The sequence below is a fragment of the Stappia indica genome, from assembly GCF_001696535.1.
GTDB classification, from domain to species: Bacteria; Pseudomonadota; Alphaproteobacteria; order Rhizobiales; family Stappiaceae; genus Stappia; species Stappia indica.
On sequence record NZ_MBQE01000005.1, the window covers coordinates 197,742 to 220,120 of the forward strand.

A 22,379-nucleotide genomic window follows, 5' to 3' on the forward strand; every position below is an offset into this window, starting at 1 on the left:
CTCACTTGCCGAGCGTGTCGAGGAAATCCTTCACCCGGGAGAAGAAGCCGCTCGATTCGGGATGGGTCTCGCCGGAGGATTCCTGCTCGAACTCGGCCAGCAGCTCGCGCTGGCGGCGCGTCAGGTTGGTCGGCGTTTCCACCGTCACCTGGATATAGGCGTCGCCGAACTGCTGCGAGCGCATGACCGGCATGCCCTTGCCCTTGAGGCGGAACTGCTTGCCGGTCTGGGTGCCCTCCGGCACCTTGACCCGCATGGTCTCGCCACTGAGCGTCGGCACCTCGAACTGGCCGCCGAGCGCCGCGGTCGTCATCGACACCGGCACGCGGCAGTAAAGGTCCGCGCCGTCGCGCTGGAAGAAGGCGTGCGGGCGGATCGACAGGAAGATGTAGAGATCTCCGGACGGGCCGCCGCGCAGGCCGGCCTCGCCCTCGCCGCCGAGACGGATGCGGGTGCCGTCCTCGATGCCGGCGGGAATGTTCACCGACAGGGTGCGGTTGACGGTCTTGCGGCCGGCGCCCTGGCAGTCGGGGCAGGGGTCGGAGATCACCTGGCCGCGGCCCTGGCAGGCGGTGCAGGTGCGCTCCAGCGTGAAGAAGCCCTGGGAGGCGCGCACCCGGCCCGAGCCCCCGCACATGCGGCAGATGGTCGGCGAGCTGCCGGGCTTGGCGCCGGAGCCGGTGCAGGTCTCGCAGGTGATCGAGGTCGGCACCTCGATCTCCACGGTCTTGCCGGCGAAGGCCTCTTCCAGCGAGATCTCGAGATTGTAGCGCAGGTCCGCACCCCGGTCGCGCCCGCCGCGCCGTCCGCCGGCCATGCCGAAGAACTCGTCGAAAATGTCGGACATGGCCGAGGCGAAGTCGCCCGGGCCGCCGCCGCGCCCGCCGCCGAAGCCGCCGTTTTCGAAGGCGGCATGGCCGAAGCGGTCATAGGCGGCGCGCTTCTGCTCGTCCTTCAGCGTGTCGTAGGCTTCGCTGATTTCCTTGAAGCGGTTCTCCGCCTCCGCGTCTCCCGGATTGCGGTCCGGGTGATACTGCATGGCGAGCTTGCGGTAGGCGCTCTTCAGCACCGTTCCGTCGGCGTCGCGGGCAACGCCCAGAACCTCGTAGTAGTCGCGCTTTTCCATCAGGATGTCCCATCACTTCGCCCCGCGCGAAGGCGCAGCAGGGCGTTCAGCCGCGTGCGGCTGGCAAGTTCGTATCCGTTGTCGAGGCACAGGCGGACGACGGCGGGCAGCTCCTCGCGCTTGCCGGCTTCCACCACGATCATCCGCGGCCACAGGCCGGCGGGCGCCGCCGCGAACAGGCCGTGCAAGGCCGCCTCGTCGTGGCCCTCCAGATCCACTTTCATCGCGTCGATGCGGACGATGCCGCGCCGGGCGCAGATCTCGTGGATCGGCAGGATCTCGAACGTGTCGGTCTCGCCCTCGCCGGCGGCGCGCACCTGGTGCTCGCCGCGATTGCCCTCATGCGCCAGCATGGCGCCGCGCCCGGCATGCTCGCCGACGGCGCAGGCCGCCACCATGACGCTGTCGCCGGCATCCGAGGCCGCGATATTGGCCTCCAGCCGCGACCGCGTGCCGGCATCCGGCTCCACCGCCAGCACCACCACCTCGCGCGACAGCTCGCGCGCGACGCTGACCATCCACAGGCTGTAGAGGCCGACATTGGCACCGAGGTCGAGGAAGACGAAGGGGCTGGAGGGGGAGGTTGCGAACGCCTCGCGCAGCGCTTCGCGCTCGGCCCGGTCGAACAGCTGCGGGCCGGCGACGGCGCGCTTTTCGCAGCGGTTGCCGGCCGGGTAGAGCCGGGCGCGGATCTGCGGGAAGACCTCGACGTCGAACGGGCCGGGCTTGCCGCGCGTCACGATCCGGCGCAGCAGCGACACGCCGATGCGGCCGAGCCGATTGCCCGGCAGCATGCCGGCAAGACGGCGCGCTGCCCTGCCGAGCGGCGGCAACGCATGGGTGCCGTATGGCGGTTCGAGCGTCGGCTGCCTCATGCCCGGATGTCACTCTCCAGCGTCTTGGTCGCGCCGGCAGGACCCGGCGGCGGGAAGGTCGGCCGCAGGGAGCGACCGGATCAACGTCCCTTGAATAAGGGCAAGGGCAGCCGGACGAAAGGCCCGCTGCCCTTACCTGCAGTTCTTGGCGGCCGGAACATGGGCGCTCCGGCGGGCCGGCGGCGCGGCGTGTCCCGCGAAGGGAGACCGCGTCGCCGGTCAGTCAGGTCAGGCGGACTTCTTGTCGTCGTCGTCGCGCACTTCCTCGAAGTCCGCGTCGACCACGTCGTCATCCGACTTGGAGGCGTCGTCGCCGGACGCGTTCTCGCCGGCTTCCTCGGCCGCCTGCGCCGACTTGTACATCGCCTCGCCGAGCTTCATCGAGGCTTCGGCCAGCGCCTGGGTCTTGGCCTGGATATCCTCCAGGTTTTCGCCCTCGAGCGCCGTCTTGAGGTCGGCCAGAGCCGTCTCGATGGCACCCTTCTCGTCGGCCGAGACCTTGTCGCCGTAGTCCTTCAGCGACTTCTCGGTCGAGTGGGCGAGCGCCTCGCCCTGGTTCTTGGCCTCGACGAGCGACTTGCGCTTCTTGTCCTCGTCGGCATGCGCCTCGGCGTCCTTCACCATCTTCTCGATGTCGGCGTCGCTGAGGCCGCCCGAGGCCTGGATGCGGATCTGCTGCTCCTTGCCGGTGCCCTTGTCGCGCGCCGACACGTTGACGATGCCGTTGGCGTCGATGTCGAAGGTCACCTCGACCTGCGGCACGCCGCGCGGCGCCGGCGGAATGCCGACCAGGTCGAACTGGCCGAGCATCTTGTTGTCCGCCGCCATCTCGCGCTCACCCTGGAACACCCGGATCGTCACTGCGGTCTGGTTGTCCTCGGCGGTGGAGAAGGTCTGGCTCTTCTTGGTCGGGATCGTCGTGTTGCGATCGATCAGACGGGTGAAGACGCCGCCCAGGGTCTCGATGCCGAGCGACAGCGGGGTCACGTCGAGCAGCAGCACGTCCTTGACGTCGCCCTGCAGCACGCCGGCCTGGATCGCCGCGCCCATGGCCACGACCTCGTCCGGGTTCACGCCCTTGTGCGGCTCCTTGCCGAAGAAGGTGGTCACGACCTCCTGGATCTTCGGCATGCGGGTCATGCCGCCGACGAGAACGACCTCGTCGATCTGGCCCGCGGCGATGCCGGCATCCTTGAGCGCGGCCTTGCACGGCTCGATCGTGCGCTGGACGAGATCCTCGACAAGGCTCTCGAACTTGGCACGGGTCAGCTTCATCGTCAGGTGCTTCGGCCCGGAGGCGTCGGCGGTGATGAAGGGCAGGTTGATCTCGGTCTGCGAAGACGAGGACAGCTCGATCTTGGCCTTCTCGGCCGCCTCCTTGAGGCGCTGAAGCGCGAGCTTGTCGTTCTTCAGGTCGATGCCCTGGTCCTTCTTGAACTCCGAGGCGAAGTAGTCGACGAGGCGCATGTCGAAGTCCTCGCCGCCGAGGAACGTGTCGCCGTTGGTCGACTTCACCTCGAAGACGCCGTCGCCGATCTCCAAGATCGACACGTCGAACGTGCCGCCGCCGAGGTCATAGACCGCGATCGTCTTGCCGTCGTTCTTGTCGAGACCGTAGGCGAGCGCTGCCGCCGTCGGCTCGTTGATGATGCGCAGCACTTCCAGACCGGCGATCTTGCCGGCATCCTTGGTGGCCTGGCGCTGGGCGTCGTTGAAATAGGCCGGAACGGTGATGACCGCCTGCTCGACCTTCTCGCCGAGATAGCTCTCGGCGGTTTCCTTCATCTTCTGCAGGATGAAGGCGGACACCTGCGAGGGAGAATACTTCTCGCCGCTCGCCTCGACCCAGGCATCGCCGTTGTCGGCGCGCACGATGTTGTACGGGACGAGCTTCTTGTCCTTCTCGACGGTCGGGTCCTCGTAGCGGCGGCCGATCAGGCGCTTCACCGCGAAGAGCGTGCCGGTCGGGTTCGTGACCGCCTGGCGCTTTGCCGGCTGGCCGACGAGCCGCTCGCCGTCGTCGTTGAAGGCGACCATGGACGGGGTCGTCCGCGCGCCTTCGGAATTCTCGATAACCTTGGGAGTCTTGCCGTCCATGACGGCGATGCACGAGTTGGTCGTGCCGAGGTCGATACCGATGACCTTTGCCATATTACCCTCTCTTTCCAGCAAGCCGGTCGGACCCGTTACGGCATCGGACCGGCCCCTCTTTTCGGTTCATGGTGACGGACCGGCCGCGGGGCGGGCCCGCATGTCGGAACACGTCGGCAGAACGTGACCGCTATATATGTTGGGCGCTTGCGCATCGCAAGGCTGGCGCGCCGGGCAGATCCGTCCTGCATCGTGCCGCCCACCGGCTGCGAGTCGCCTGCGCCTTCCAGGGAAATGGCGCCTCTCGGCCGATATTGCAATGCAGCGCAAACCTCCGTAGAAGTGCCGCTACGTAGTCCGCCGAAGGGTGGCCCTGCATCCCTCGCGCCTCACTGGCCGCCCTTGCGGATGCCGCCCGCCCCTTCTCGACCAGAACCCGTCTGCATGGCGGCGCCCCGGCGCGCTGCCCGGCACCAGACCGGATGGCCTGATGTTTTCCCTGTCCTCCTATGCGCAGGACTGGACCGGCAATGTCCGCAAGGACCTCTTGGCCGGCCTCGTCGTCGCACTCGCCCTCATTCCCGAGGCGATCGCCTTTTCCATCATCGCCGGTGTCGACCCCAAGGTCGGCCTCTATGCCTCCTTCTCCATCGCGGTGATCACCGCCATCGTCGGCGGCCGCCCCGGCATGATCTCCGCCGCAACGGCCGCCACCGCCGTGCTGATGGTGACGCTGGTCAAGGAGCACGGCCTGCAATACCTGCTCGCCGCAACCGTGCTGGCCGGCCTGCTGCAGATCCTCGCCGGCCTGCTGCGGCTCGGCGCGGTGATGCGCTTCGTCTCGCGCTCGGTGATGACCGGTTTCGTCAACGCGCTCGCCATCCTGATCTTCATGGCGCAGCTGCCCGAGCTGATCGGCGTCACCTGGCTGACCTATGTGATGGTCGCGGCCGGTCTTGCCATCATCTACCTGTTTCCGCGCCTGACGACGGCGGTTCCCTCGCCGCTGGTCTGCATCCTGGTGCTGACTGCGATCACCCTGGCGCTGGGGCTCGACGTGCGCACGGTCGGCGACATGGGCGCGCTGCCGGATACGTTGCCGGTCTTCCTGATCCCCGACATCCCGCTGACCCTCGAGACGCTGTTGATCATCCTGCCCTATTCGGCGGGCGTGGCCGCGGTCGGCCTGCTCGAATCGCTGATGACGGCGGCCATCGTCGACGATCTCACCGACACGCCGAGCGACAAGAACCAGGAATGCATCGGCCAGGGCATCGCCAATGCGGCGACCGGCTTCATCGGCGGCATGGCCGGCTGCGCCATGATCGGCCAGTCGATGATCAACGTGAAGTCGGGCGGGCGCGGGCGCCTGTCGACCTTTGCGGCCGGCACCATCCTGCTGTTCCTGATCGTCGTGCTGGGCGAGTGGGTCGGGCGGATCCCGATGCCGGCGCTGGTGGCGATCATGATCATGGTGTCCGTCGGCACGTTCAGCTGGTCCTCGATCCGCAACCTCAAGGACCATCCGCGCTCCTCCTCCATCGTCATGGTGGCGACGGTGGCCGGCGTGGTGCTGACCCACAATCTCGCCATCGGCGTGCTGATCGGCGTGCTGCTGTCCGGCATCTTCTTCGCCTGGAAGATCGCGCAGATCTTCCGCGTCACCTCCAGCCTGTCGGAAGACGGGCGCACCCGCACCTATGTGGTCGAGGGGCAGGTGTTCTTCGCCTCGGCCGAGGCCTTTACCAATGCCTTCGACTTCCGCGAGGTGCTGGAAAAGGTGATCATCGATGTCAGCCGGGCGCATATCTGGGACATCTCGGCGGTGGCCTCGCTCGACATGGTCGTGCTGAAGTTCCGCCGCGAGGGCGCCGAGGTCGATATCGTCGGCATCAACGAGGCGAGCGAGACCATCGTCGACCAGCTCGCCATCCACGACAAGCCGGGCGCGCTCGAACGCCTGATGGGCCATTGAGCCGAGCGGAGGACACCCCATGACGAAACTGATCGCGCTGGTGGACGGCTCCGTCTATTCCCGCAGCGTCTGCGAGCACGCCGCCTGGATTGCAGCGCGTGCGGGCGAGGGCGCGCGCGTCGAGCTGCTGCATGTGCTCGGCCGGCGCCAGGCCGAGGGCGGGGCGGCGAACCTCTCGGGCAACATTGCGCTCGGCGCCCGTACGGCGCTGCTCAACGAACTGGCCGAGCTCGATGCCCAGGCAGCGAAGCTCGCCAAGGCCCGCGGCCGGGCGATCCTCGACGATGCGGCGAAGGTGCTGGACGAGGCCGGCGTGGCCGACGTGACGACGCGGCTGCGCTCCGGCGATCTGGTCGAGACGCTGGCCGAGATGGAGGCGGATGCCGATCTCGTCGTCATCGGCAAGCGCGGCGAGGCCGCTGATTTCGCCAAGCTGCATCTCGGCTCCAATCTGGAGCGGATCGCCCGCAGCGCCCGCAAGCCGATCCTGGTGGCCGCGCGCGCCTTCCGCCCGATCAAGCGCCTGCTGATCGCCTATGACGGCGGCACCAGCGCGCTGAAGGCGGTCGACCACATCGCCCGCAGCACCATCCTTTCCGGTCTCGACTGCCACCTGCTGATGGTCGGGCAGGAGACGCCCGAGCTGCGCCGCAGCCTGGACGGGGCAACGGCGATGCTGCGCGGCGGCGGCTTCGCCGTCACCGCCGGCATGCGGTCCGGGCAGCCGGAGACGGTGATCTCGGAAGCGGTGGAGCGCGAGGGCATTGATCTTCTGGTGATGGGTGCCTACGGCCATTCGCGGATCCGCTCGCTGATCATCGGCTCGACGACGACGGAGATGATCCGCTCCTGCAAGATCCCGGTCCTGCTGTTCCGCTAGGTCAATTGTCTCGTCCTGTTCCGGCGTCCCTGCGATGCGCTGTCGCGCCCGCGGGTCGGAGCCTTTCGCACGACTGGAAAAGCCGCCGGGCTGCGATATAAGGCATCGAGGGCGGGACGTCCCGCTGTCCGACGGATCCTGACAGGGAGAGGCACGAGGCCATGAGCAGCGAGAGCGAAACGGCAGGGCGGGACGATCTGGACGCGCAGGTCGCGGCGGGCGATCCCTTCGCGCTGTTCGGCGAGTGGCTGAAGCTGGCCGGCACCAAGGAGCCGAACGACCCGAACGCCATGGCCCTGGCCACCACCGGCGCCGACGGGTTGCCGGACGTGCGCATGGTCCTGCTCAAGGGCTTCGACGAGAACGGCTTCGTCTTCTACACCAACACCCAGTCGCAAAAGGGCGGCGAGCTGGCCGAGAACATGCAGGCCGCCGGCGTGCTGCACTGGAAGTCGCTGCGCCGCCAGGTCCGCTTTCGCGGGCCGGTCGAGCTCGTGACCGCCGAGGAGGCGGACGCCTATTTCGCCTCCCGTCCGCGCGACAGCCGCATCGGTGCCTGGGCGAGCCAGCAGTCGCGGCCGCTGGAAAGCCGCTTCGCGCTGGAAAAGGCCGTGGCGAAACAGGCCGCGCGCTTTGCCATCGGCGAGGTGCCGCGCCCGGACTACTGGACCGGCTTCCGCATCCGCCCGGTCTATATCGAGTTCTGGATGGACCGGCCTTTCCGCCTGCACGACCGCCACGTCTTCCGCCGCGAGCGGCCCGAGGGGAGCTGGGCGACCCAGCGCCTCTACCCGTAAGCGGAATTTTCTCCCTTTCTGCGAAGAGAGCACGGAACCTTTTCCAGGCCCGGCCGTTATCCCGCCAGCAACCCGATGCGGTCGCCGGGACGAGCGGCCGCACCTAGACTGGAGAGACCCGTGCGCCGCATGATCCGCCTCACCGGAACCGCCCTTCTGACCCTGCTTGTCTCCACCCCGATGGCAATCGCGCAGGACAGTGCCCCGGGTGTCGAGATCGGAAAGCTCACCTGCGATGTGCAGGGCACCAGTAGCTTCATCGTCGGCGGCACCAACGAGCTCACCTGCGCCTACGAGCCGGCCGATGGCGGCCCTGCCACCTTCTATCGCGGCGAGAGCCGCGAGTTCGGCCTCAACATCGGCTCGCTGACCGACGCGACCCTCGTCTGGGGCGTGTTCGCTCCCGCCGCCGACACCGATCCGGGTGCGCTGGCCGGCAGCTATGCCGGCGTGACCGCCGGCGCCAGCCTCGGCGCCGGGATCAAGGCCAACGCGCTGCTCGGCGGCCTCGACGAATCCATCGCGCTCAATCCCTTGAGCGTGGAAACGCAGACCGGCACCAACCTGACGCTCGGCGTCACGTCGCTGGTTCTCGAACCCGCCGGCTGATCAGGCCGGGGGCTGCCGGCCGAACCGGCACCGATCAAGGCGCGGTGGGCAGGAGATGCCCGCCGCGCCTCTTTTGTTTTCCCCGATCTTGCGCCCGCGCGCCGATTTCCTCCCTGCCGCAAAGCGTCTAGGCTCCCCGCATGAGCAAGGATGACCAGACGGTCGGGGTGCGCCTGCGCCTCGTCTTCGAACCCGATGCGGCCTTCGGTCCCGGCAAGGCGGACCTTCTGGAGGGCATCGCCGCGACCGGCTCCATCGCCGCCGCCGGCCGGCGCATGGGCATGAGCTACAAGCGCGCCTGGATGCTGGTCGAGCAGCTCAACGCCATGTTCGCAGCGCCCTTGGTGGAAAGCTCGCGCGGCGGGGCGAGCGGCGGCGGTGCGCGGCTGACCGAAGGCGGAGAAGCGGTTCTCGACCTCTACCGGGCGATGGAGGCCAAGGCGCGCGATGCCGGCGCGCAGGAGATCGCCGGCCTGCGCGCGCTGCTGCGCGAGGCGCCCGGCAGCTAGACCCCTTGCAGGATTCGATATGTTTGAGCGGAAATAACGCTTGCGCGTACGATGCTGCCAAGCGATATTGCCGTTCGAACATAACGCTTGTTGCGAGGACGGCTTGCGCCCCCTCCGACGGACGGGAGAGGGATACCTGCCGATGACTTTCGCCTTTCGCCATACGGTTACGTCGCTGCTGCGGCCCGCGGCCCTGCTGCTCGCCGCCACGCTGTCGCTGACGGCCGGTCCGGGCGCGGCGAGGGCGGACGACGTGCTGGTCTTCGCCGCCGCCAGCCTGAAGAACGCCATGGACGAGATCGCGCCGGCTTTCGAGGCGACGACCGGCGACAGGCTGGTGGTGTCGCTGGCCGGCTCTTCGGCGCTGGCGCGCCAGATCCAGGCCGGCGCCCCGGCAGACCTCTTCATTTCCGCCAACAAGAACTGGATGGACACGCTCGAGGCCGACGGTCTCGTGCAGTCCGGGACCCGCGTCGACCTGCTCGCCAACTCCATCGTGCTCATCGCCCACGGCAAGGACTCCTCCCCCGTCGAGATCTCCCCCGCTCTCGACCTCGGCGCCCTGGTCGGGGAGGGCAGGCTGGCGATGGCGCTGGTCGACGCGGTGCCCGCGGGCGTCTACGGCAAGGCGGCGCTGGAAAGCCTCGGCCTGTGGGAGAGCGTGTCGCCGAAGGTGGCGCAGGCCGACAATGTGCGCGCCGCGCTCGCCCTCGTCGCCGCCGGCGAGGCGCCCTACGGCATTGTCTATGCGACCGACGCGGCCGCCGAGGACGATGTCACGGTCGTCGGCACCTTTCCCGCCGACAGCCACCCGCCGATCGTCTATCCTGCGGCCGTGATGGCGCAGAGCGGCAAGCCCGCCGCGGCGGGCGCCCTTGCCTATCTGCGCGGACCGGACGCCCGGGCCGCCTTCGAGAAGCAGGGCTTCGTCGTTCTGGGCGAGTAGGCCCGGAGCTCTGCGCGACGTATCGCCCGCGCCCGGACGGCATGCCGGCGCGGGCGCTTCGCTGACCGGGACAGGATCGGGAACGGGGCCGCATGGAGTATCTCAGTCCGGAGGAATGGAGCGCCGTCGCGCTGTCCCTGCGCGTCTCCTTCTGGGCAACACTGGTCAGCCTGCCGCTCGGCATCCTCGTCGCCATGCTGCTCGCCCGCGGTGACTTTCCCGGCAAGCAGCTGCTGAACGGCATCGTCCATCTGCCCCTGATCCTGCCGCCCGTCGTCACAGGCTATCTTCTGCTTGCCACCTTCGGCCGCCGCGCGCCCGTCGGCAGCTTCCTGCATGATGCGTTCGGCATCGTCTTCGCCTTCCGCTGGACCGGCGCGGCGCTTGCCGCCGGCGTCATGGCCTTCCCGCTGATGGTACGGGCGATCCGCCTCGCCATCGAGGCGGTCGATCCCAAGCTGGAACAGGCCGCCGGAACGCTCGGCGCCTCGCGGACGATGGTCTTCGCCACCGTCACCCTGCCGCTGATCCTGCCCGGCATCATCGCCGGCTCGGTGCTGGCCTTCGCCAAGGCGATGGGCGAGTTCGGCGCCACCATCACCTTCGTCTCCAACATTCCCGGCGAGACCCAGACCCTGCCGTCGGCGATCTACGCCTTCCTGCAGGTGCCCGGCGGCGAGGCCTCCGCCGCGCGGCTGGTCATGGTTTCGGTCGTCGTGGCGATGGCTGCGCTGCTGCTGTCGGAATGGGTGAGCCGGCTCGTCGCCCGCAGGATCCGCGGCGCATGAGCCTGTCCGTCGCCATCCGCCACGCCTTTTCCGGCTTTTCGCTCGACGTCGCCTTCGACGCGCCGGCCGGCGTCACCGCCCTGTTCGGCCGCTCCGGCTCGGGAAAGACCACGGTGGTCAACGCGCTGGCCGGACTGATCGCGGTCGATGCCGGCCATGCCAGGGTCGACGGCGACACGCTGTTCGATACGGGCGAGCGTGTTTTTCTGCCGCCGCATCGCCGCCGCATCGGCTACGTCTTCCAGGAGGCGCGGCTCTTCCCGCATATGAGCGTGCGCCAGAACCTCGGCTACGGACGCTGGTTCGCCCGCCGCTACGGGGCCGATGTTGCCGACATGGAGAGCGTGGTCGAGATGCTGGGCATCGGCGCGCTGCTGGCCCGCCGGCCGGGCACCCTGTCGGGCGGCGAGCGTCAGCGCGTCGCCATCGGCCGGGCTCTGCTCAGCGGCCCGCGCTTACTTCTGATGGACGAGCCGCTCGCCTCGCTGGACGAGGCGCGCAAGACCGAGATCCTGCCCTATCTGGAGCGGCTCAGCCGCGAGACGAAGGTGCCGATCCTTTATGTCAGCCATTCGGTCGCGGAGGTCGCGCGGCTGGCCACCACGGTGGTCGCCATCGACGAGGGACGGGTGGTGCGCTCGGGCACGCCGACCGAGGTTCTGAGCGACCCGCAGGCCGTGCCGACGCTGGGCATCCGCGATGCCGGTGCGGTCATCGGTGCCAGCGTCACCGCCCATCACGCCGACGGGCTGAGCGAGCTGGCGATCTCCGGCGGCCGGCTGCTGCTGCCGCGCATCGCGGCGGGGCAGGGAGCAAGGGTGCGCGTGCGTATCCACGCCCACGACATCATGCTGTCGCTGACGCCGCAGGAGGGCATCTCGGCGCTGAACCAGCTGCCCGTCGAGATCGTCTCGCTGCGCCGGGGCGACGGCCCGGGCGTCGTGGTCCAGCTGCGCTGCGGCAGCGACAGGCTGCTCGCCCGCATTACCCGCCGCTCCGCCGATGCGCTGGGCCTTGCGCCCGGCCTTGCCTGCCATGCCATCCTCAAGTCCGTCGCGGTGGCGCAGGAGGATGTCTGGGTCGAGGGGAAGGACGGGCGCTAGGAAAGACGGGCGCTAGGAAAGACGGGCGCCGAGGAAGGCCGCGCGGATTACCCGCGCAGCTTCACCTCTTCGATCAGCCGGTCGACCATGTCCTGGACCATGCCGGCGGCGCGGTCGTTGGTCAGCTCGCCATGCTCGTCGAAGGCCGAGCCGCCATTGGGCACGGTCGCCATGTTCGGAATGACCAGCGCGCCGAGGCCGATCTCCATGATCGTGCGCAGGCCCATCAGGCCGCGGATGCCGCCGAGCGCGCCGGTGGAGGCGGCGCCGAGCGCGAAGACCCGGTTGCGGAAGGCGGCCGCCGGCGGCTCGCCCTCGTCCGACAGGCGCGAAACCCAGTCGAGCGTGTTCTTCAGCAGCGGCGTCACGGCGGTGTTGTATTCCGGCGAGGCGATGAAGACGCCGTTGTGCTGCTGGAACACCGCCTTCAGCTTGCGCGCATTCTCCGGCACGCCCTTCTCGGCCTCCAGATCGCCGTCGTAGATCGGCAGCGGATAGTCGGCGAGGGAGATCTGCGTCACCTTGGCATCGGCCATGGCCGCGGTTTTGGCGACCAGCGCGGCAAGCCGGGTGTTGTAGGATCCGGTGCGAATCGAACCGGACAGCACGAGAATGCGGACGTCTTTCATCGATACCCCTTGGTGTGTTCCTGGTGAGCGGCCCGCGGCTGGCATAGTGTCCCGCACACGGGTCATCCTGTCGTCCGAGCATATATGGTCGCAGGCGCCGCTGGCCAGTGCGGCCCGGAAAGCGGGAGGCGAACAATGATGGCACTGAGCCGGGCCGAGTTCGACGCGGCATGCGCCGCCCTGCCGGCCACGACCCATGTGGAGCAGTGGGGCGGGGCCTCGGTATGGAAGGTCGGCAGCAAGATCTTCGCGATCTGCTCGTCCTGGGGCGAGGGGGCGGATGACGCCATCGCCTTCAAGTGCTCCGACCTGACCTATCGCATCCTGACCGAGCTGCCGGGCGTGGTGCCGGCGCCCTATCTCGCCCGTGCCTCCTGGGTGCAGGTGCGCGCCGGCGCCGAACTCGATGCGGAGGACATCCGCGCCCATCTTGTTGAAGCTCACCGGCTGGTCGCCGCGAAACTGACCCGCGCCCTGCGCCGGGAGCTGGGGTTGGAGTGAGCCCGGGATCGGGGGGCTACCCCGGCAGCACCTGCGAGTGCTTGACCGTGCCGAAGGCGAAGCTCGATTCCAGCGAGGCGATGCAGGGGATCTTGTGGATCCGCCGGCGGATGAAGCTCTCGTAGTCGGCGAGCGAGGCGACCACCACCTTGAGCAGGTAGTCGCGGTCGCCGGCCAGCAGGTAGCAATCCATGATCTCCTCGATGCCGGCCACCGCCTGCTCGAAGGTCGCAACCGTTTCCTGGGTGTGCGGCGAGAGCTTCACCTGCAGGAACACGGTCACCGGCAACCCGTAGGCCTGCGGGTCGACCACCGCCGCATAGCCGGAAATGATGCCCGTCTTTTCCAGGTTCCGCACCCGCCGCAGGCAGGGCGAGGGCGACAGGCCCACCCTTTCCGAAAGCTGCTGGTTGGTCAGGCGGCCGTCCTTCTGCAATTCGCGCAAGATCCGGCGGTCGATATCGTCCATGTTTCGGCTCCATGCTGGCAGGATCTGCCAATCTGACGGGCTGGAGGGGCAAACTACGCCAGAAATCGCCCCCAGAGAAACCCTAGACTGCCCTCAGCAGTTCGGGAGAGGAACGGGGCGAGAAGCCCGCGCTCTCGCCGCCCGCACCCGGTAGAGGAGCCTTCGCCATGACCCGCAGCAACCGTCCGCTCGGCTTTGCCACCCGCGCCATCCATCACGGCTACGATCCGCTCGCCAACGAGGGCGCGCTGACGCCGCCGGTGCACATGACCTCGACCTTCGCCTTCGAGACCGCCGAAGCGGGCGGCGAGATGTTCGCCGGAGAGCGGGTGGGCCATGTCTACACGCGCATCTCCAACCCGACGCTGGCGCTGCTGGAAGACCGCATGGCGGTGCTGGAAGGCGGCGAGGCGGCCATCGCCTTCGCCTCCGGCATGGGCGCGATCACCGCGGTGATGTGGACCTTCCTGTCGCCGGGCGACGAGATCCTGGTCGACAAGACGCTCTACGGCTGCACCTTCGCCTTCTTCCGCCACGGGCTGGCGAAGTTCGGCATCACCGTCACGCATGTGGACATGCGCGACCCGCAGAACGTTGCCGCCGCAATCTCGCCGCGCACCCGCATCGTCTATTTCGAGACGCCGGCCAACCCGAACATGCGCCTCGTCGACATCGCCGCCGTCTCGCGGATCGCCCGCGCGGCCGGTGCCCGCACCGTGGTCGACAACACCTATGCGACGCCGGTGCTGACCCGGCCGCTGGAGCTCGGCGCCGACATCGTCGTTCATTCGGCCACCAAGTATCTCGGCGGCCATGGCGACCTGATCGCCGGCATCGCCGTCGGTGCGGCCGAGGACATGCATCAGGTCCGTCTCGTCGGACTGAAGGACATGACCGGCGCGGTGATGGCGCCGCTGACGGCGCATCTGATCATGCGCGGGCTGAAGACGCTGGAGCTGCGGATGGAGCGTCATTGCGCCAGCGCGCAGGCCGCCGCCCGGCTGCTGGAGGATCACCCGGCGGTCGCCGCCGTCCACTATCCGGGCCTGGCGAGCTTTGCCCAGCATGGGCTGGCCGCGCGCCAGATGCCGGGCTTCGGCGGTATGATCGCCTTCGAACTGGTCGGCGGCATGCGCGCCGGCATCGAATTCCTGGATGCGCTGAACCTTGCCCGCCGCGCGGTCAGCCTCGGCGATGCCGAAACGCTGGTCCAGCACCCGGCGAGCATGACGCACTCGACCTACACGCCGCAGGAACGGCAGGAACACGGCATTTCCGACGGGCTGATCCGCCTGTCGGTCGGGCTGGAGACGCCGGAGGACATTCTCGGCGACCTTGCCCAGGCGCTCGACAAGGTCTGGCGAGTCGCCGCCTGACCGGGCGCTTCCGGGAGGCGAAGCTCCGGCAGGCCGGGCAATTTTTGCATCGGTTTTGGTCTGCTGGAGATCAATTTCGGAAAGATTTTGGCGCAAAAAAGAAAAAAGCGAACAAAATTCGCCGGATGCCGCCTTTATGGTTGTCGTCCCTGCGGCACGAAGCGCGCGAAGGCAAAGGCAGTTATGGACAGCACCCGCAAGGCCGAGTTGAAGGCCATCGAGAAGAAACTCCTGTGGCTCGCCTGCTGGACGATCCACAACGCCAACCATCTGAGGGAAAAGGGAGACGGCCTGAAGGTCGGCGGCCATCAGGCCTCCTGCGCCTCGATGGTGTCGATCATGACGGCGCTCTATTTCGACTGCCTTCGCCCGCAGGACCGGGTGGCGGTGAAGCCGCACGCCTCGCCGGTCTTCCATGCCATGCAGTATCTGGCCGGCACCCAGACGCGCGAGAAGCTGGAGGCGTTCCGCGCCTATGGCGGTGCGCAGTCCTATCCCAGCCGGACCAAGGACATCGACGACGTCGACTTCTCCACCGGTTCGGTCGGCCTCGGTGTCGCCATCACCGCCTTCTCCTCGATGGTGCAGGATTATCTCGCCGCCAAGCCCTGGGCCGCGAAGCGCCCCGAGGGACGGATGATCGCGCTGGTCGGCGATGCCGAGCTCGACGAGGGCAACATTTACGAGGCGCTGCAGGAGGGGTGGAAGCACGGCCTGCGCAACACCTGGTGGATCATCGACTACAATCGCCAGAGCCTCGACGGCGTCGTGCGCGAGGGGTTGGCCGGGCGGATCGAGGCGATCTTCGGCGCCTTCGGCTGGGACGTGGTGCGGCTGAAATACGGCGCGCTGCAGAAGGCGGCCTTCGAGGAGCCGGGCGGCGAGGCCCTGCGCAACTGGATCGACGGCTGCCCCAATGCGCTTTACTCGGCGCTGGCCTTCCAGGGCGGCGCTGCCTGGCGCAAGCGCCTGCTCGACGATATCGGCGACCAGGGCGATGCCACGGCCCTGATCGAGCGGCGGAGCGATGCCGAGCTGCAGGAGCTGATGACCAATCTCGGCGGCCATTGCCTGGAGACGCTGGGCGAGACCTTCGCCGAGCAGGCGCGCCATGACCGGCCGACCGCCTTCGTCGCCTACACGATCAAGGGCTGGAACACCCCGCTCGCCGGCCACAAGGACAACCATGCCGGCCTGATGACGCCTGGCCAGATGGAAGAGTTCCGGGCCACCATGAAGGTGCGCGAAGGGCACGAATGGGACTTCGCCGAGGGCCTCGATATCGACGAGGCGGCGTTGCGCGAGGCGGTGCTGTCGACGCCGTTCTTCGCCGCCGGCCGCAGACGTCACCATGCCGAGCCGGTGGCGACCACCGGCCCGGTCGCGCTCGACGACAAGGTGCTGTCGACCCAGGCCGGCTTCGGCAAGATCCTCGACCAGATCGCCCGCTCGGATTCCAAGCTTGCCGAGCGCATCGTCACGACCTCGCCGGACGTGACCGTTTCCACCAATCTCGGCCCCTGGGTGAACCGGCGCGGCCTCTTCGCCCGCGACGCGGTGGCCGACACGTTCCGCGACGAGCGGATCCCGTCCGCGCAGAAATGGGCTTTCTCGCCGGAGGGCCAGCATATCGAGCTGGGCATCGCCGAGATGAACCTGTTCCTGCTCCTGGGCGCGGCAGGCCTGTCGCACTCGCTGTTCGGCGAGCGGCTGATTCCGGTCGGCACGCTCTACGATCCGTTCATCTCCCGCGGCCTCGATGCGCTGAACTATGCCTGCTACCAGGATGCCCGCTTCCTGCTGGTCGCGACGCCCTCGGGCGTGACGCTGGCGCCGGAGGGCGGCGCGCACCAGTCGGTCGCAACGCCGCTGATCGGCATGAGCCAGGACGGGCTCGCTTCGTTTGAGCCGGCCTGGCTGGACGAGCTGTCGGTGATCATGGACTGGAGCTTCGACTACCTGCAGCGCGACGGCGAGGGCGACCCGGACGAGCGCACCTGGCTGCGCGACGAGACCGGCGGCTCGGTCTATCTGCGCCTGTCGACAAGGGCGCTGGAGCAGCCGAAGCGCCGCGAGGACGAGGCGTTCCGCCGGGGCGTCATCGACGGCGCCTACTGGCTGCGCGAGCCGGGCCCGAACTGCGAGGTGGTGATCGCCTATCAGGGCACAGTCGGTCCGGAAGCCATCGAGGCGGCGGGCCGCATCGGCGGCGACCGCCGCGACATCGGCGTGCTGGCGGTGACCTCCGCCGACCGGCTGAACGCCGGCTGGCACGCGGCGATGCGCATGCGCAAGCGCGGCCACCGGGGCGCCATGAGCCATATCGAGCGGCTGCTGTCGCCGCTGCCGTCCCATTGCACGATGATCACGGTGATCGACGGCCACCCGGCGACGCTGGCCTGGCTCGGTTCGGTCTGCGGTCATCGCACGGCGGCGCTGGGCGTCGAGCATTTCGGCCAGACCGGTACCATCGCCGACCTCTACCACCACTTCGGCATCGACGCAGATGCCATCGTCGCGGCGGCATCCGAGCTGGCGCCGGGACGGCCGGTGCGGCTGGTCAATCCGCTCTGAGGCGGCTGCGCCGGGCGCATCGACTTTCCTGTTGCCAGTAAGCGGCGTTGAACGGGCGGGGGATTTGCATTCCCCGCCCGCCTGCTTACATAGGCAGTCCGGAGGGGCACTCCGGCAGGCCTTCGGGCTGGTCCGGCCTTTCGTGCCCCGCGCCCCGAACGACCTGGCAGGAGACGACAGCGCATGCAGGCACAGCACGATCCCACGGGCTGGCACGGCACCACCATCCTCAGCGTCCGCAAGGGCGGCAAGGTGGTCATCGCCGGCGACGGCCAGGTCTCCCTCGGTCCGACCGTGATCAAGCACACGGCGCGCAAGGTGCGCCCGCTCGCCAAGGGCGAGGTCATCGCCGGGTTCGCCGGCGCCACCGCCGACGCCTTCACCCTGTTCGAGCGCCTCGAAGCCAAGCTGGAACAGTATCCGGGACAGCTGATGCGCGCCTGCGTGGAGCTGGCCAAGGACTGGCGCACCGACCGCTACCTGCGCCGCCTGGAGGCGATGATGCTGGTGGCCGACAAGTCGGTGTCGCTGGTGCTGACGGGAACCGGCGACGTGCTGGAACCGGAAGGCGGCGTCATGGGCATCGGCTCGGGCGGCAACTATGCGCTGGCCGCGGCCCGCGCGCTGGCCGATACCGACATGGATGCCGAGACCATCGCCCGCCGGGCGATGGCGATCGCCGCGGATATCTGCGTCTACACCAACGGCAACCTCACCATCGAGACGCTGGATGCCGATTGATCCGCAGCGCATCGGCTTTCGGCCGGTCGAGGCTGCCGACCTGCCGCTGCTGGCCGGCTGGATGGAAACCCCGCACTGGCGGCAGTGGTGGGGCGATCCGGCAACCGAGCTCGGCTATATCCGCGAGATGATCGAGGGACGGGACACGACCGAACCCTGGCTGTTCACGCTGGATGGCCGCGAGGCCGGCTACATTCAGGTCTGGTACCTGGACGACAACCGCACGGCGGACGTCATCGCCGAAACGCCTTGGGTGGCCGAAGTGCCGAGCGACGCGGTCGGTGTCGACCTGTCCATCGGCCGCGAGGAGGATCTCTCCCGCGGCATCGGCTCGGCGGCGCTGACGGCCTTCGTCGCGCTGCTGCGTGCCCGCGGCCACCAGCGGATCGTCATCGATCCGGATGCGGAAAACGTCCGGGCATGCCGTGCTTATGAGAAGGCGGGCTTCCGCCCGGTCGCGCATCTGGCCGGCCGCACGGGCGAGGCGCTGATCATGGAATATGTCGACGGCACCCGGGAGATCCGCCCGTGACCGCCCGGCTGGATCCTGCAAGGCTGGAGACGGCGGTCGGGCTCGGCATCCTGACACGGCCGCAGGCCGACCGGCTCGCCGAGTTCTGGGCCAAACCTTTGCCGGTGGCGGCTGGCTCGGACGTGAGTGCGGAGGCACCTGCCGATGTTCCCGACGGGGTGGACCATGTGGATGCGGAAGAGGTCCGCTTCGCGCGGGGCTTCCACGACATCTTCATCTCCATCGGCATCGTCGTGTTCCTGTTCGGCCTCGTCTTCGGCCTGCGCGACCAGGGGCCTCCCTATCTGGTGACGGGCGTTGCGGCCGCGGCAGTCTGGGCCCTGTCCGAGATCTTTGCCCGGCGCTTGCGTCTGGCGCTGCCGTCCTTCCTGCTGACGGTGGCCTTCGCGCCGCTGCTGCTGATCGCCTGCACCGGCTTCGTCACCGGGGGAGATCCGCTGTTCGATCACAGGGTGGTGGACAACGACCTGCCGCTCTACATGATCGTACCGACATTGCTGGGCATCGCCGGTGGCGCCCTGCACTACTGGCGCTTCCGGGTGCCGGTCGGCATTGCCATCGTCGCCGGGACCGTGCTGTTCCTGGCCGCGCTGACCATCGAGACGGCAGCGCCGGGCGTTCTTCTGACCGGGGGCGCATGGTTCACGCTTGCAGCGGGATTGGCGACCTTCGTGGTCGCCATGCGCTACGACGCACGCGATCCGCGCCGAGTGACAGTGGCGAGCGACAAGGCGTTCTGGCTGCACCTGCTCGCCGCCCCGCTGGTCGTCCATTCGGTCCTGCTGCTGGCGACCGGCGGCGTGGAGGTGACAGGGTCGACAGACGCGGTGGTCGCCATCGCTCTGTTCATGCTGCTGGCCTTCGTGGCCGTCGTCGTGGACCGGCGGGCGCTGCTGGTCTCCGGGCTCGGCTATTTCGGCATCGCCATCGGTCGCCTGATGACCGAGGCGCAGGTGTCCGGCGAGACCAGCCTCGCCATCACGCTGATCCTTTTGGGCTGCTTCATCCTGTTGCTGGGGTCGGCCTGGCGGGTGGTGCGCCGGGTGCTCTGCAGCCCCCTGCGCGGCACGGCCGTCAGCCGCATCATTCCGGCCTTCGAGTGAGCTTCATCGAGAGAAAGACACGGCTATGACCACTTTGTCCCCACGCGAGATCGTCTCCGAGCTGGACCGCCACATCGTCGGCCAGAAGGACGCCAAGCGCGCCGTCGCCATCGCCTTGCGCAACCGCTGGCGCCGCCAGCAGCTGGACGACAGCCTCCGCGAGGAGGTGATGCCGAAGAACATCCTGATGATCGGGCCCACCGGCGTCGGCAAGACGGAGATCTCCCGCCGGCTTGCCAAGCTGGCGAACGCGCCCTTCGTCAAGGTCGAGGCGACCAAGTTCACGGAAGTGGGCTATGTCGGCCGCGATGTGGAGCAGATCGTCCGCGATCTGGTGGAAGCCGGCATCGCGCTGGTGCGTACCGCCAAGCGTAAGGCGGTCGAGGCCAAGGCCCATCTGCAGGCCGAGGAGCGCGTGCTGGAGGCGCTGGTCGGCAAGGGCGCGAGCCCGGCGACCAAGGACAGCTTCCGCAAGAAGCTGCGCGAGGGCGAGCTGGACGACAAGGAAATCGAGATCCAGGTGCGTGCGACGCCGCAGATGCCGAGCTTCGACATGCCCGGCATGCCCGGCGGCAGCGTCGGGGTGATGAACCTCTCCGACATGCTCGGCAAGGCGTTCGGCGGCCAGACCAAGCCGCGCCGCGTCTCCGTGCGCGACAGCTACCAGATCCTGCTTGAGCAGGAGGCCGATGCGCTGCTCGACGAGGACAAGGTGGTCGAGGAAGCCATCCATCTGGTGGAGAATGCCGGCATCGTCTTCCTCGACGAGGTCGACAAGATCTGCGCCCGCGGCGAGCGCATGGGCGGCGACGTCTCGCGCGAAGGCGTGCAGCGCGACCTGCTGCCCCTGATCGAGGGCACGGTCGTCTCCACCAAGCACGGGCCGGTCAAGACCGACCATATCCTGTTCATCGCCTCCGGCGCCTTCCACGTCGCCAAGCCGTCGGACCTGCTGCCGGAGCTTCAGGGCCGCCTGCCGATCCGCGTCGAGCTGAAGGCACTGACCAAGGACGACTTCCGCGCGATCCTGACCGACACCGAGGCCAGCCTGATCAAGCAGTATGTCGCCCTGCTGGCGACGGAGGAGGTCGAGTTGACCTTCACCGACGATTCCATCGAGGAGATCGCCTCCATCGCCGTCGACCTCAACTCCACCATCGAGAACATCGGCGCGCGGCGGCTGCAGACGGTGATGGAGCGGATCCTCGACGAGGTGTCCTTCATCGCGCCGGACATGGCCGACCGCAAGGTGACCATCGACGCGGCCTATGTGCGCGAGAACATCGGCGAGCTCGCCAAGAACGTCGACCTGTCGAGGTTCATCCTGTGAGCCTCGGCAAGGTTTTGTTCGCGACCGCTTGGCGCTTGCCGCGCTGCGGCGGCAATGGCAGCATGCGCGCATGGTAGCGATCCGCAAGAGTTTCGAGGAAGGCCACAGGCGCAAGTTTCTCGTCGTCGTCGACGAGACGACCGAGTGCGACCGGGCCATCGTCTATGCCGCCAAGCGCGCGGAGCGCACCGGCGGCGTCGCCACGTTGCTCTACGTGATCGCGCCGGGCGACTTCCAGCACTGGATCGGCGTGGAGGACATCATGCGCGCCGAAGCGCGCGAGGAGGCGGACGCCTGTCTTTCCCGCGCTGCCGACCGGGTGCGGGCCGTCGCCCGCACGACCCCGGAACTGGTGGTGCGCGAGGGCAACCGCTCGGAGGAGATCCTCCAGCTGATCGAAGAGGATGCGGACATCGCCATCCTGGTGCTGGCGGCCGGCAGCGGCTCGGAAGGGCCGGGCCCGCTCGTCACCGCCATCGCCGGCAAGGGGGCAGGCAGCTTCCCTATTCCCGTGACCATCGTGCCGGGCACGCTGGACGACGAATCGATCGCGGCGCTCGCCTGAGCGCAACAAAAGCGCAGACTGGAACCATTCCAATCTGGAAACACGGTCCCTGCCGCTGTATATTGGGGTCAAGACCGCAGCCGATGCAGGCCATGGTGGCTGATGCGAAGCGACGCGAGACCGTGTAACGACCTGCGGCCGCGCGCTCGAGCGCCGGGCCCGCCAGGACAAGGAAGACCGACATGTTCATTCAGACCGAGGCGACGCCGAACCCGGCGACCCTCAAGTTCCTCCCCGGCCGGATCGTCCTGCCGGAAGGCACCATGGACTTCCGCAAGAGCGAAGACGCCGGAACGTCGCCGCTGGCCCAGACGCTGTTCCAGGTGGACGGCGTCGAGGGTATCTTCTTCGGCCACGATTTCATCTCGGTGACCAAGGGCGATGTCGACTGGCAGCATATCAAGCCGGCGATCCTCGGGGCCATCATGGAGCATTTCATGTCCGGTGCGCCGGTCGTGGCCAGCGAGATGTCCGAGGAGAGCGACGAGGAGTTCTTCGAGGAGGGCGACGAGGAAACCGTCGACACCATCAAGGAGCTGATCGAGACGCGCGTGCGTCCGGCCGTGGCACAGGATGGCGGCGACATCACCTTCCGCGGCTTCCGCGACGGGATCGTCTACCTGTCGATGCGCGGCGCCTGCTCGGGCTGCCCGTCCTCGACCGCGACGCTGAAGCACGGCATCCAGAACCTGCTCCGGCATTTCGTGCCGGAAGTCGAGGAAGTCCGCGCGATCTGAGCCTGAAGGCTGTTCGAAGGGCGGTCCGGCTGCCAGGCCGGGCCGCCCTCGTCGTTTCTGCAAGGCCCCTCCCCGGGGACGGCAGCAGGCCCGCCGTTTCGCCGTCTTAGCCTTTGGTTTTGT

At 68.3% G+C, this 22,379-nt stretch carries 22 protein-coding genes; 17 read left to right on the forward strand and 5 right to left on the reverse strand.

Going from position 1 to position 22,379, the window contains the following annotated elements:
• Position 1: 1 nt before the first annotated feature.
• The 3 genes from dnaJ to dnaK form a co-directional block, all read right to left on the reverse strand.
• Positions 2–1,126: a molecular chaperone DnaJ gene (gene dnaJ, locus BBX35_RS18390; protein WP_067223167.1), complete on the reverse strand. Its 1,125-nt coding sequence runs from the start codon at positions 1,124–1,126 to the stop codon at positions 2–4.
• Complete coding sequence (locus tag BBX35_RS18395) at positions 1,126–2,001, reverse strand: FkbM family methyltransferase (protein WP_067223170.1); 876 nt, start codon at positions 1,999–2,001, stop codon at positions 1,126–1,128. The genes dnaJ and BBX35_RS18395 overlap by 1 nt, the downstream gene beginning before the upstream one ends.
• A gap of 228 nt (positions 2,002–2,229) precedes the next feature.
• Positions 2,230–4,152 carry a molecular chaperone DnaK gene (dnaK, locus tag BBX35_RS18400; RefSeq protein ID WP_067223173.1) on the reverse strand — a complete coding sequence of 641 codons (1,923 nt, stop codon included), beginning with the start codon at positions 4,150–4,152 and terminating at the stop codon, positions 2,230–2,232.
• A 430-nt stretch (positions 4,153–4,582) separates the two neighbouring features.
• Here dnaK and BBX35_RS18405 point away from each other — a divergent pair, with 430 nt between their 5' ends.
• The 8 genes from BBX35_RS18405 to modC all read left to right on the forward strand — a co-directional run bounded on the left by BBX35_RS18405 (position 4,583) and on the right by modC (position 11,699).
• Positions 4,583–6,067 carry a SulP family inorganic anion transporter gene (locus tag BBX35_RS18405; protein WP_067223175.1) on the forward strand — a complete coding sequence of 495 codons (1,485 nt, stop codon included), beginning with the start codon at positions 4,583–4,585 and terminating at the stop codon, positions 6,065–6,067.
• A 19-nt stretch (positions 6,068–6,086) separates the two neighbouring features.
• Complete coding sequence (locus BBX35_RS18410) at positions 6,087–6,947, forward strand: universal stress protein (protein ID WP_067223178.1); 861 nt, start codon at positions 6,087–6,089, stop codon at positions 6,945–6,947.
• A gap of 161 nt (positions 6,948–7,108) precedes the next feature.
• A complete protein-coding gene (pdxH, locus tag BBX35_RS18415; protein ID WP_067223181.1) occupies positions 7,109–7,744 on the forward strand; it encodes a pyridoxamine 5'-phosphate oxidase in 636 nt (211 codons plus the stop codon).
• 129 nt (positions 7,745–7,873) lie between these two features.
• Positions 7,874–8,353 carry a DUF992 domain-containing protein gene (locus BBX35_RS18420; protein WP_067223182.1) on the forward strand — a complete coding sequence of 160 codons (480 nt, stop codon included), beginning with the start codon at positions 7,874–7,876 and terminating at the stop codon, positions 8,351–8,353.
• A 140-nt stretch (positions 8,354–8,493) separates the two neighbouring features.
• On the forward strand, positions 8,494–8,862 hold the full coding sequence (locus tag BBX35_RS18425; RefSeq protein ID WP_067223185.1) for a winged helix-turn-helix domain-containing protein: 369 nt from the start codon (positions 8,494–8,496) through the stop codon (positions 8,860–8,862).
• A gap of 142 nt (positions 8,863–9,004) precedes the next feature.
• On the forward strand, positions 9,005–9,808 hold the full coding sequence (modA, locus tag BBX35_RS18430; protein ID WP_067223186.1) for a molybdate ABC transporter substrate-binding protein: 804 nt from the start codon (positions 9,005–9,007) through the stop codon (positions 9,806–9,808).
• 92 nt (positions 9,809–9,900) lie between these two features.
• Positions 9,901–10,596 (forward strand): molybdate ABC transporter permease subunit, encoded by a 696-nt coding sequence (gene modB / locus BBX35_RS18435; RefSeq protein WP_067223188.1) that lies wholly within the window; start codon positions 9,901–9,903, stop codon positions 10,594–10,596.
• Positions 10,593–11,699, forward strand: a complete 1,107-nt coding sequence (gene modC, locus BBX35_RS18440; RefSeq protein WP_067223191.1) for a molybdenum ABC transporter ATP-binding protein — start codon at positions 10,593–10,595, stop codon at positions 11,697–11,699. Before modB ends, modC begins: the two co-directional genes overlap by 4 nt.
• Positions 11,700–11,746: 47 nt before the next feature.
• Here modC and BBX35_RS18445 read toward each other — a convergent pair whose 3' ends face one another.
• Positions 11,747–12,328 carry an NADPH-dependent FMN reductase gene (locus tag BBX35_RS18445; RefSeq protein ID WP_067223193.1) on the reverse strand — a complete coding sequence of 194 codons (582 nt, stop codon included), beginning with the start codon at positions 12,326–12,328 and terminating at the stop codon, positions 11,747–11,749.
• Between the two features lie 135 nt (positions 12,329–12,463).
• Here BBX35_RS18445 and BBX35_RS18450 point away from each other — a divergent pair, with 135 nt between their 5' ends.
• Positions 12,464–12,829 carry an MmcQ/YjbR family DNA-binding protein gene (locus BBX35_RS18450; protein ID WP_341871224.1) on the forward strand — a complete coding sequence of 122 codons (366 nt, stop codon included), beginning with the start codon at positions 12,464–12,466 and terminating at the stop codon, positions 12,827–12,829.
• Between the two features lie 16 nt (positions 12,830–12,845).
• On the opposite strand, the gene BBX35_RS18455 is transcribed toward BBX35_RS18450, so the two are convergent.
• Positions 12,846–13,298: an Lrp/AsnC family transcriptional regulator gene (locus BBX35_RS18455; RefSeq protein ID WP_067223196.1), complete on the reverse strand. Its 453-nt coding sequence runs from the start codon at positions 13,296–13,298 to the stop codon at positions 12,846–12,848.
• Positions 13,299–13,465: 167 nt separating this feature from the next.
• Here BBX35_RS18455 and BBX35_RS18460 point away from each other — a divergent pair, with 167 nt between their 5' ends.
• The 8 genes from BBX35_RS18460 (at position 13,466) to BBX35_RS18495 (ending at position 22,256) form a co-directional block, all read left to right on the forward strand.
• Entirely contained in the window at positions 13,466–14,674 is a 1,209-nt protein-coding gene (locus BBX35_RS18460) for a methionine gamma-lyase (RefSeq protein ID WP_067223199.1), read from the forward strand.
• A gap of 183 nt (positions 14,675–14,857) precedes the next feature.
• A complete protein-coding gene (locus BBX35_RS18465; protein WP_067223202.1) occupies positions 14,858–17,248 on the forward strand; it encodes a 1-deoxy-D-xylulose-5-phosphate synthase N-terminal domain-containing protein in 2,391 nt (796 codons plus the stop codon).
• A gap of 183 nt (positions 17,249–17,431) precedes the next feature.
• The gene (hslV, locus tag BBX35_RS18470; RefSeq protein ID WP_067223204.1) at positions 17,432–17,989 is read left to right on the forward strand and encodes an ATP-dependent protease subunit HslV; all 558 of its coding nucleotides are present in this window, start codon (positions 17,432–17,434) and stop codon (positions 17,987–17,989) included.
• Positions 17,979–18,521, forward strand: a complete 543-nt coding sequence (locus BBX35_RS18475; protein ID WP_067223207.1) for a GNAT family N-acetyltransferase — start codon at positions 17,979–17,981, stop codon at positions 18,519–18,521. Before hslV ends, BBX35_RS18475 begins: the two co-directional genes overlap by 11 nt.
• Positions 18,518–19,624, forward strand: coding sequence for a hypothetical protein (locus BBX35_RS18480; protein ID WP_067223208.1), 1,107 nt, complete (start codon positions 18,518–18,520; stop codon positions 19,622–19,624). The genes BBX35_RS18475 and BBX35_RS18480 overlap by 4 nt, the downstream gene beginning before the upstream one ends.
• A gap of 25 nt (positions 19,625–19,649) precedes the next feature.
• On the forward strand, positions 19,650–20,954 hold the full coding sequence (gene hslU / locus BBX35_RS18485; RefSeq protein WP_067223211.1) for an ATP-dependent protease ATPase subunit HslU: 1,305 nt from the start codon (positions 19,650–19,652) through the stop codon (positions 20,952–20,954).
• A 70-nt stretch (positions 20,955–21,024) separates the two neighbouring features.
• Positions 21,025–21,519, forward strand: coding sequence for a universal stress protein (locus tag BBX35_RS18490; protein ID WP_067223971.1), 495 nt, complete (start codon positions 21,025–21,027; stop codon positions 21,517–21,519).
• Between the two features lie 182 nt (positions 21,520–21,701).
• Complete coding sequence (locus BBX35_RS18495) at positions 21,702–22,256, forward strand: NifU family protein (protein ID WP_067223213.1); 555 nt, start codon at positions 21,702–21,704, stop codon at positions 22,254–22,256.
• Positions 22,257–22,379: the final 123 nt, after the last annotated feature.

Excerpts from the sequence above, each read along its gene's own strand:
- dnaJ (WP_067223167.1), bottom strand. The coding sequence starts at position 1,126 with ATGGAAAAGCGCGACTACTACGAGGTTCTGGGCGTTGCCCGCGACGCC.
- BBX35_RS18395 (WP_067223170.1), bottom strand. The coding sequence starts at position 2,001 with ATGAGGCAGCCGACGCTCGAACCGCCATACGGCACCCATGCGTTGCCG.
- dnaK (WP_067223173.1), bottom strand. The coding sequence starts at position 4,152 with ATGGCAAAGGTCATCGGTATCGACCTCGGCACGACCAACTCGTGCATC.
- BBX35_RS18405 (WP_067223175.1), top strand. The coding sequence starts at position 4,583 with ATGTTTTCCCTGTCCTCCTATGCGCAGGACTGGACCGGCAATGTCCGC.
- BBX35_RS18410 (WP_067223178.1), top strand. The coding sequence starts at position 6,087 with ATGACGAAACTGATCGCGCTGGTGGACGGCTCCGTCTATTCCCGCAGC.
- pdxH (WP_067223181.1), top strand. The coding sequence starts at position 7,109 with ATGAGCAGCGAGAGCGAAACGGCAGGGCGGGACGATCTGGACGCGCAG.
- BBX35_RS18420 (WP_067223182.1), top strand. The coding sequence starts at position 7,874 with ATGATCCGCCTCACCGGAACCGCCCTTCTGACCCTGCTTGTCTCCACC.
- BBX35_RS18425 (WP_067223185.1), top strand. The coding sequence starts at position 8,494 with ATGAGCAAGGATGACCAGACGGTCGGGGTGCGCCTGCGCCTCGTCTTC.
- modA (WP_067223186.1), top strand. The coding sequence starts at position 9,005 with ATGACTTTCGCCTTTCGCCATACGGTTACGTCGCTGCTGCGGCCCGCG.
- modB (WP_067223188.1), top strand. The coding sequence starts at position 9,901 with ATGGAGTATCTCAGTCCGGAGGAATGGAGCGCCGTCGCGCTGTCCCTG.
- modC (WP_067223191.1), top strand. The coding sequence starts at position 10,593 with ATGAGCCTGTCCGTCGCCATCCGCCACGCCTTTTCCGGCTTTTCGCTC.
- BBX35_RS18445 (WP_067223193.1), bottom strand. The coding sequence starts at position 12,328 with ATGAAAGACGTCCGCATTCTCGTGCTGTCCGGTTCGATTCGCACCGGA.
- BBX35_RS18450 (WP_341871224.1), top strand. The coding sequence starts at position 12,464 with ATGATGGCACTGAGCCGGGCCGAGTTCGACGCGGCATGCGCCGCCCTG.
- BBX35_RS18455 (WP_067223196.1), bottom strand. The coding sequence starts at position 13,298 with ATGGACGATATCGACCGCCGGATCTTGCGCGAATTGCAGAAGGACGGC.
- BBX35_RS18460 (WP_067223199.1), top strand. The coding sequence starts at position 13,466 with ATGACCCGCAGCAACCGTCCGCTCGGCTTTGCCACCCGCGCCATCCAT.
- BBX35_RS18465 (WP_067223202.1), top strand. The coding sequence starts at position 14,858 with ATGGACAGCACCCGCAAGGCCGAGTTGAAGGCCATCGAGAAGAAACTC.
- hslV (WP_067223204.1), top strand. The coding sequence starts at position 17,432 with ATGCAGGCACAGCACGATCCCACGGGCTGGCACGGCACCACCATCCTC.
- BBX35_RS18475 (WP_067223207.1), top strand. The coding sequence starts at position 17,979 with ATGCCGATTGATCCGCAGCGCATCGGCTTTCGGCCGGTCGAGGCTGCC.
- hslU (WP_067223211.1), top strand. The coding sequence starts at position 19,650 with ATGACCACTTTGTCCCCACGCGAGATCGTCTCCGAGCTGGACCGCCAC.
- BBX35_RS18490 (WP_067223971.1), top strand. The coding sequence starts at position 21,025 with ATGGTAGCGATCCGCAAGAGTTTCGAGGAAGGCCACAGGCGCAAGTTT.
- BBX35_RS18495 (WP_067223213.1), top strand. The coding sequence starts at position 21,702 with ATGTTCATTCAGACCGAGGCGACGCCGAACCCGGCGACCCTCAAGTTC.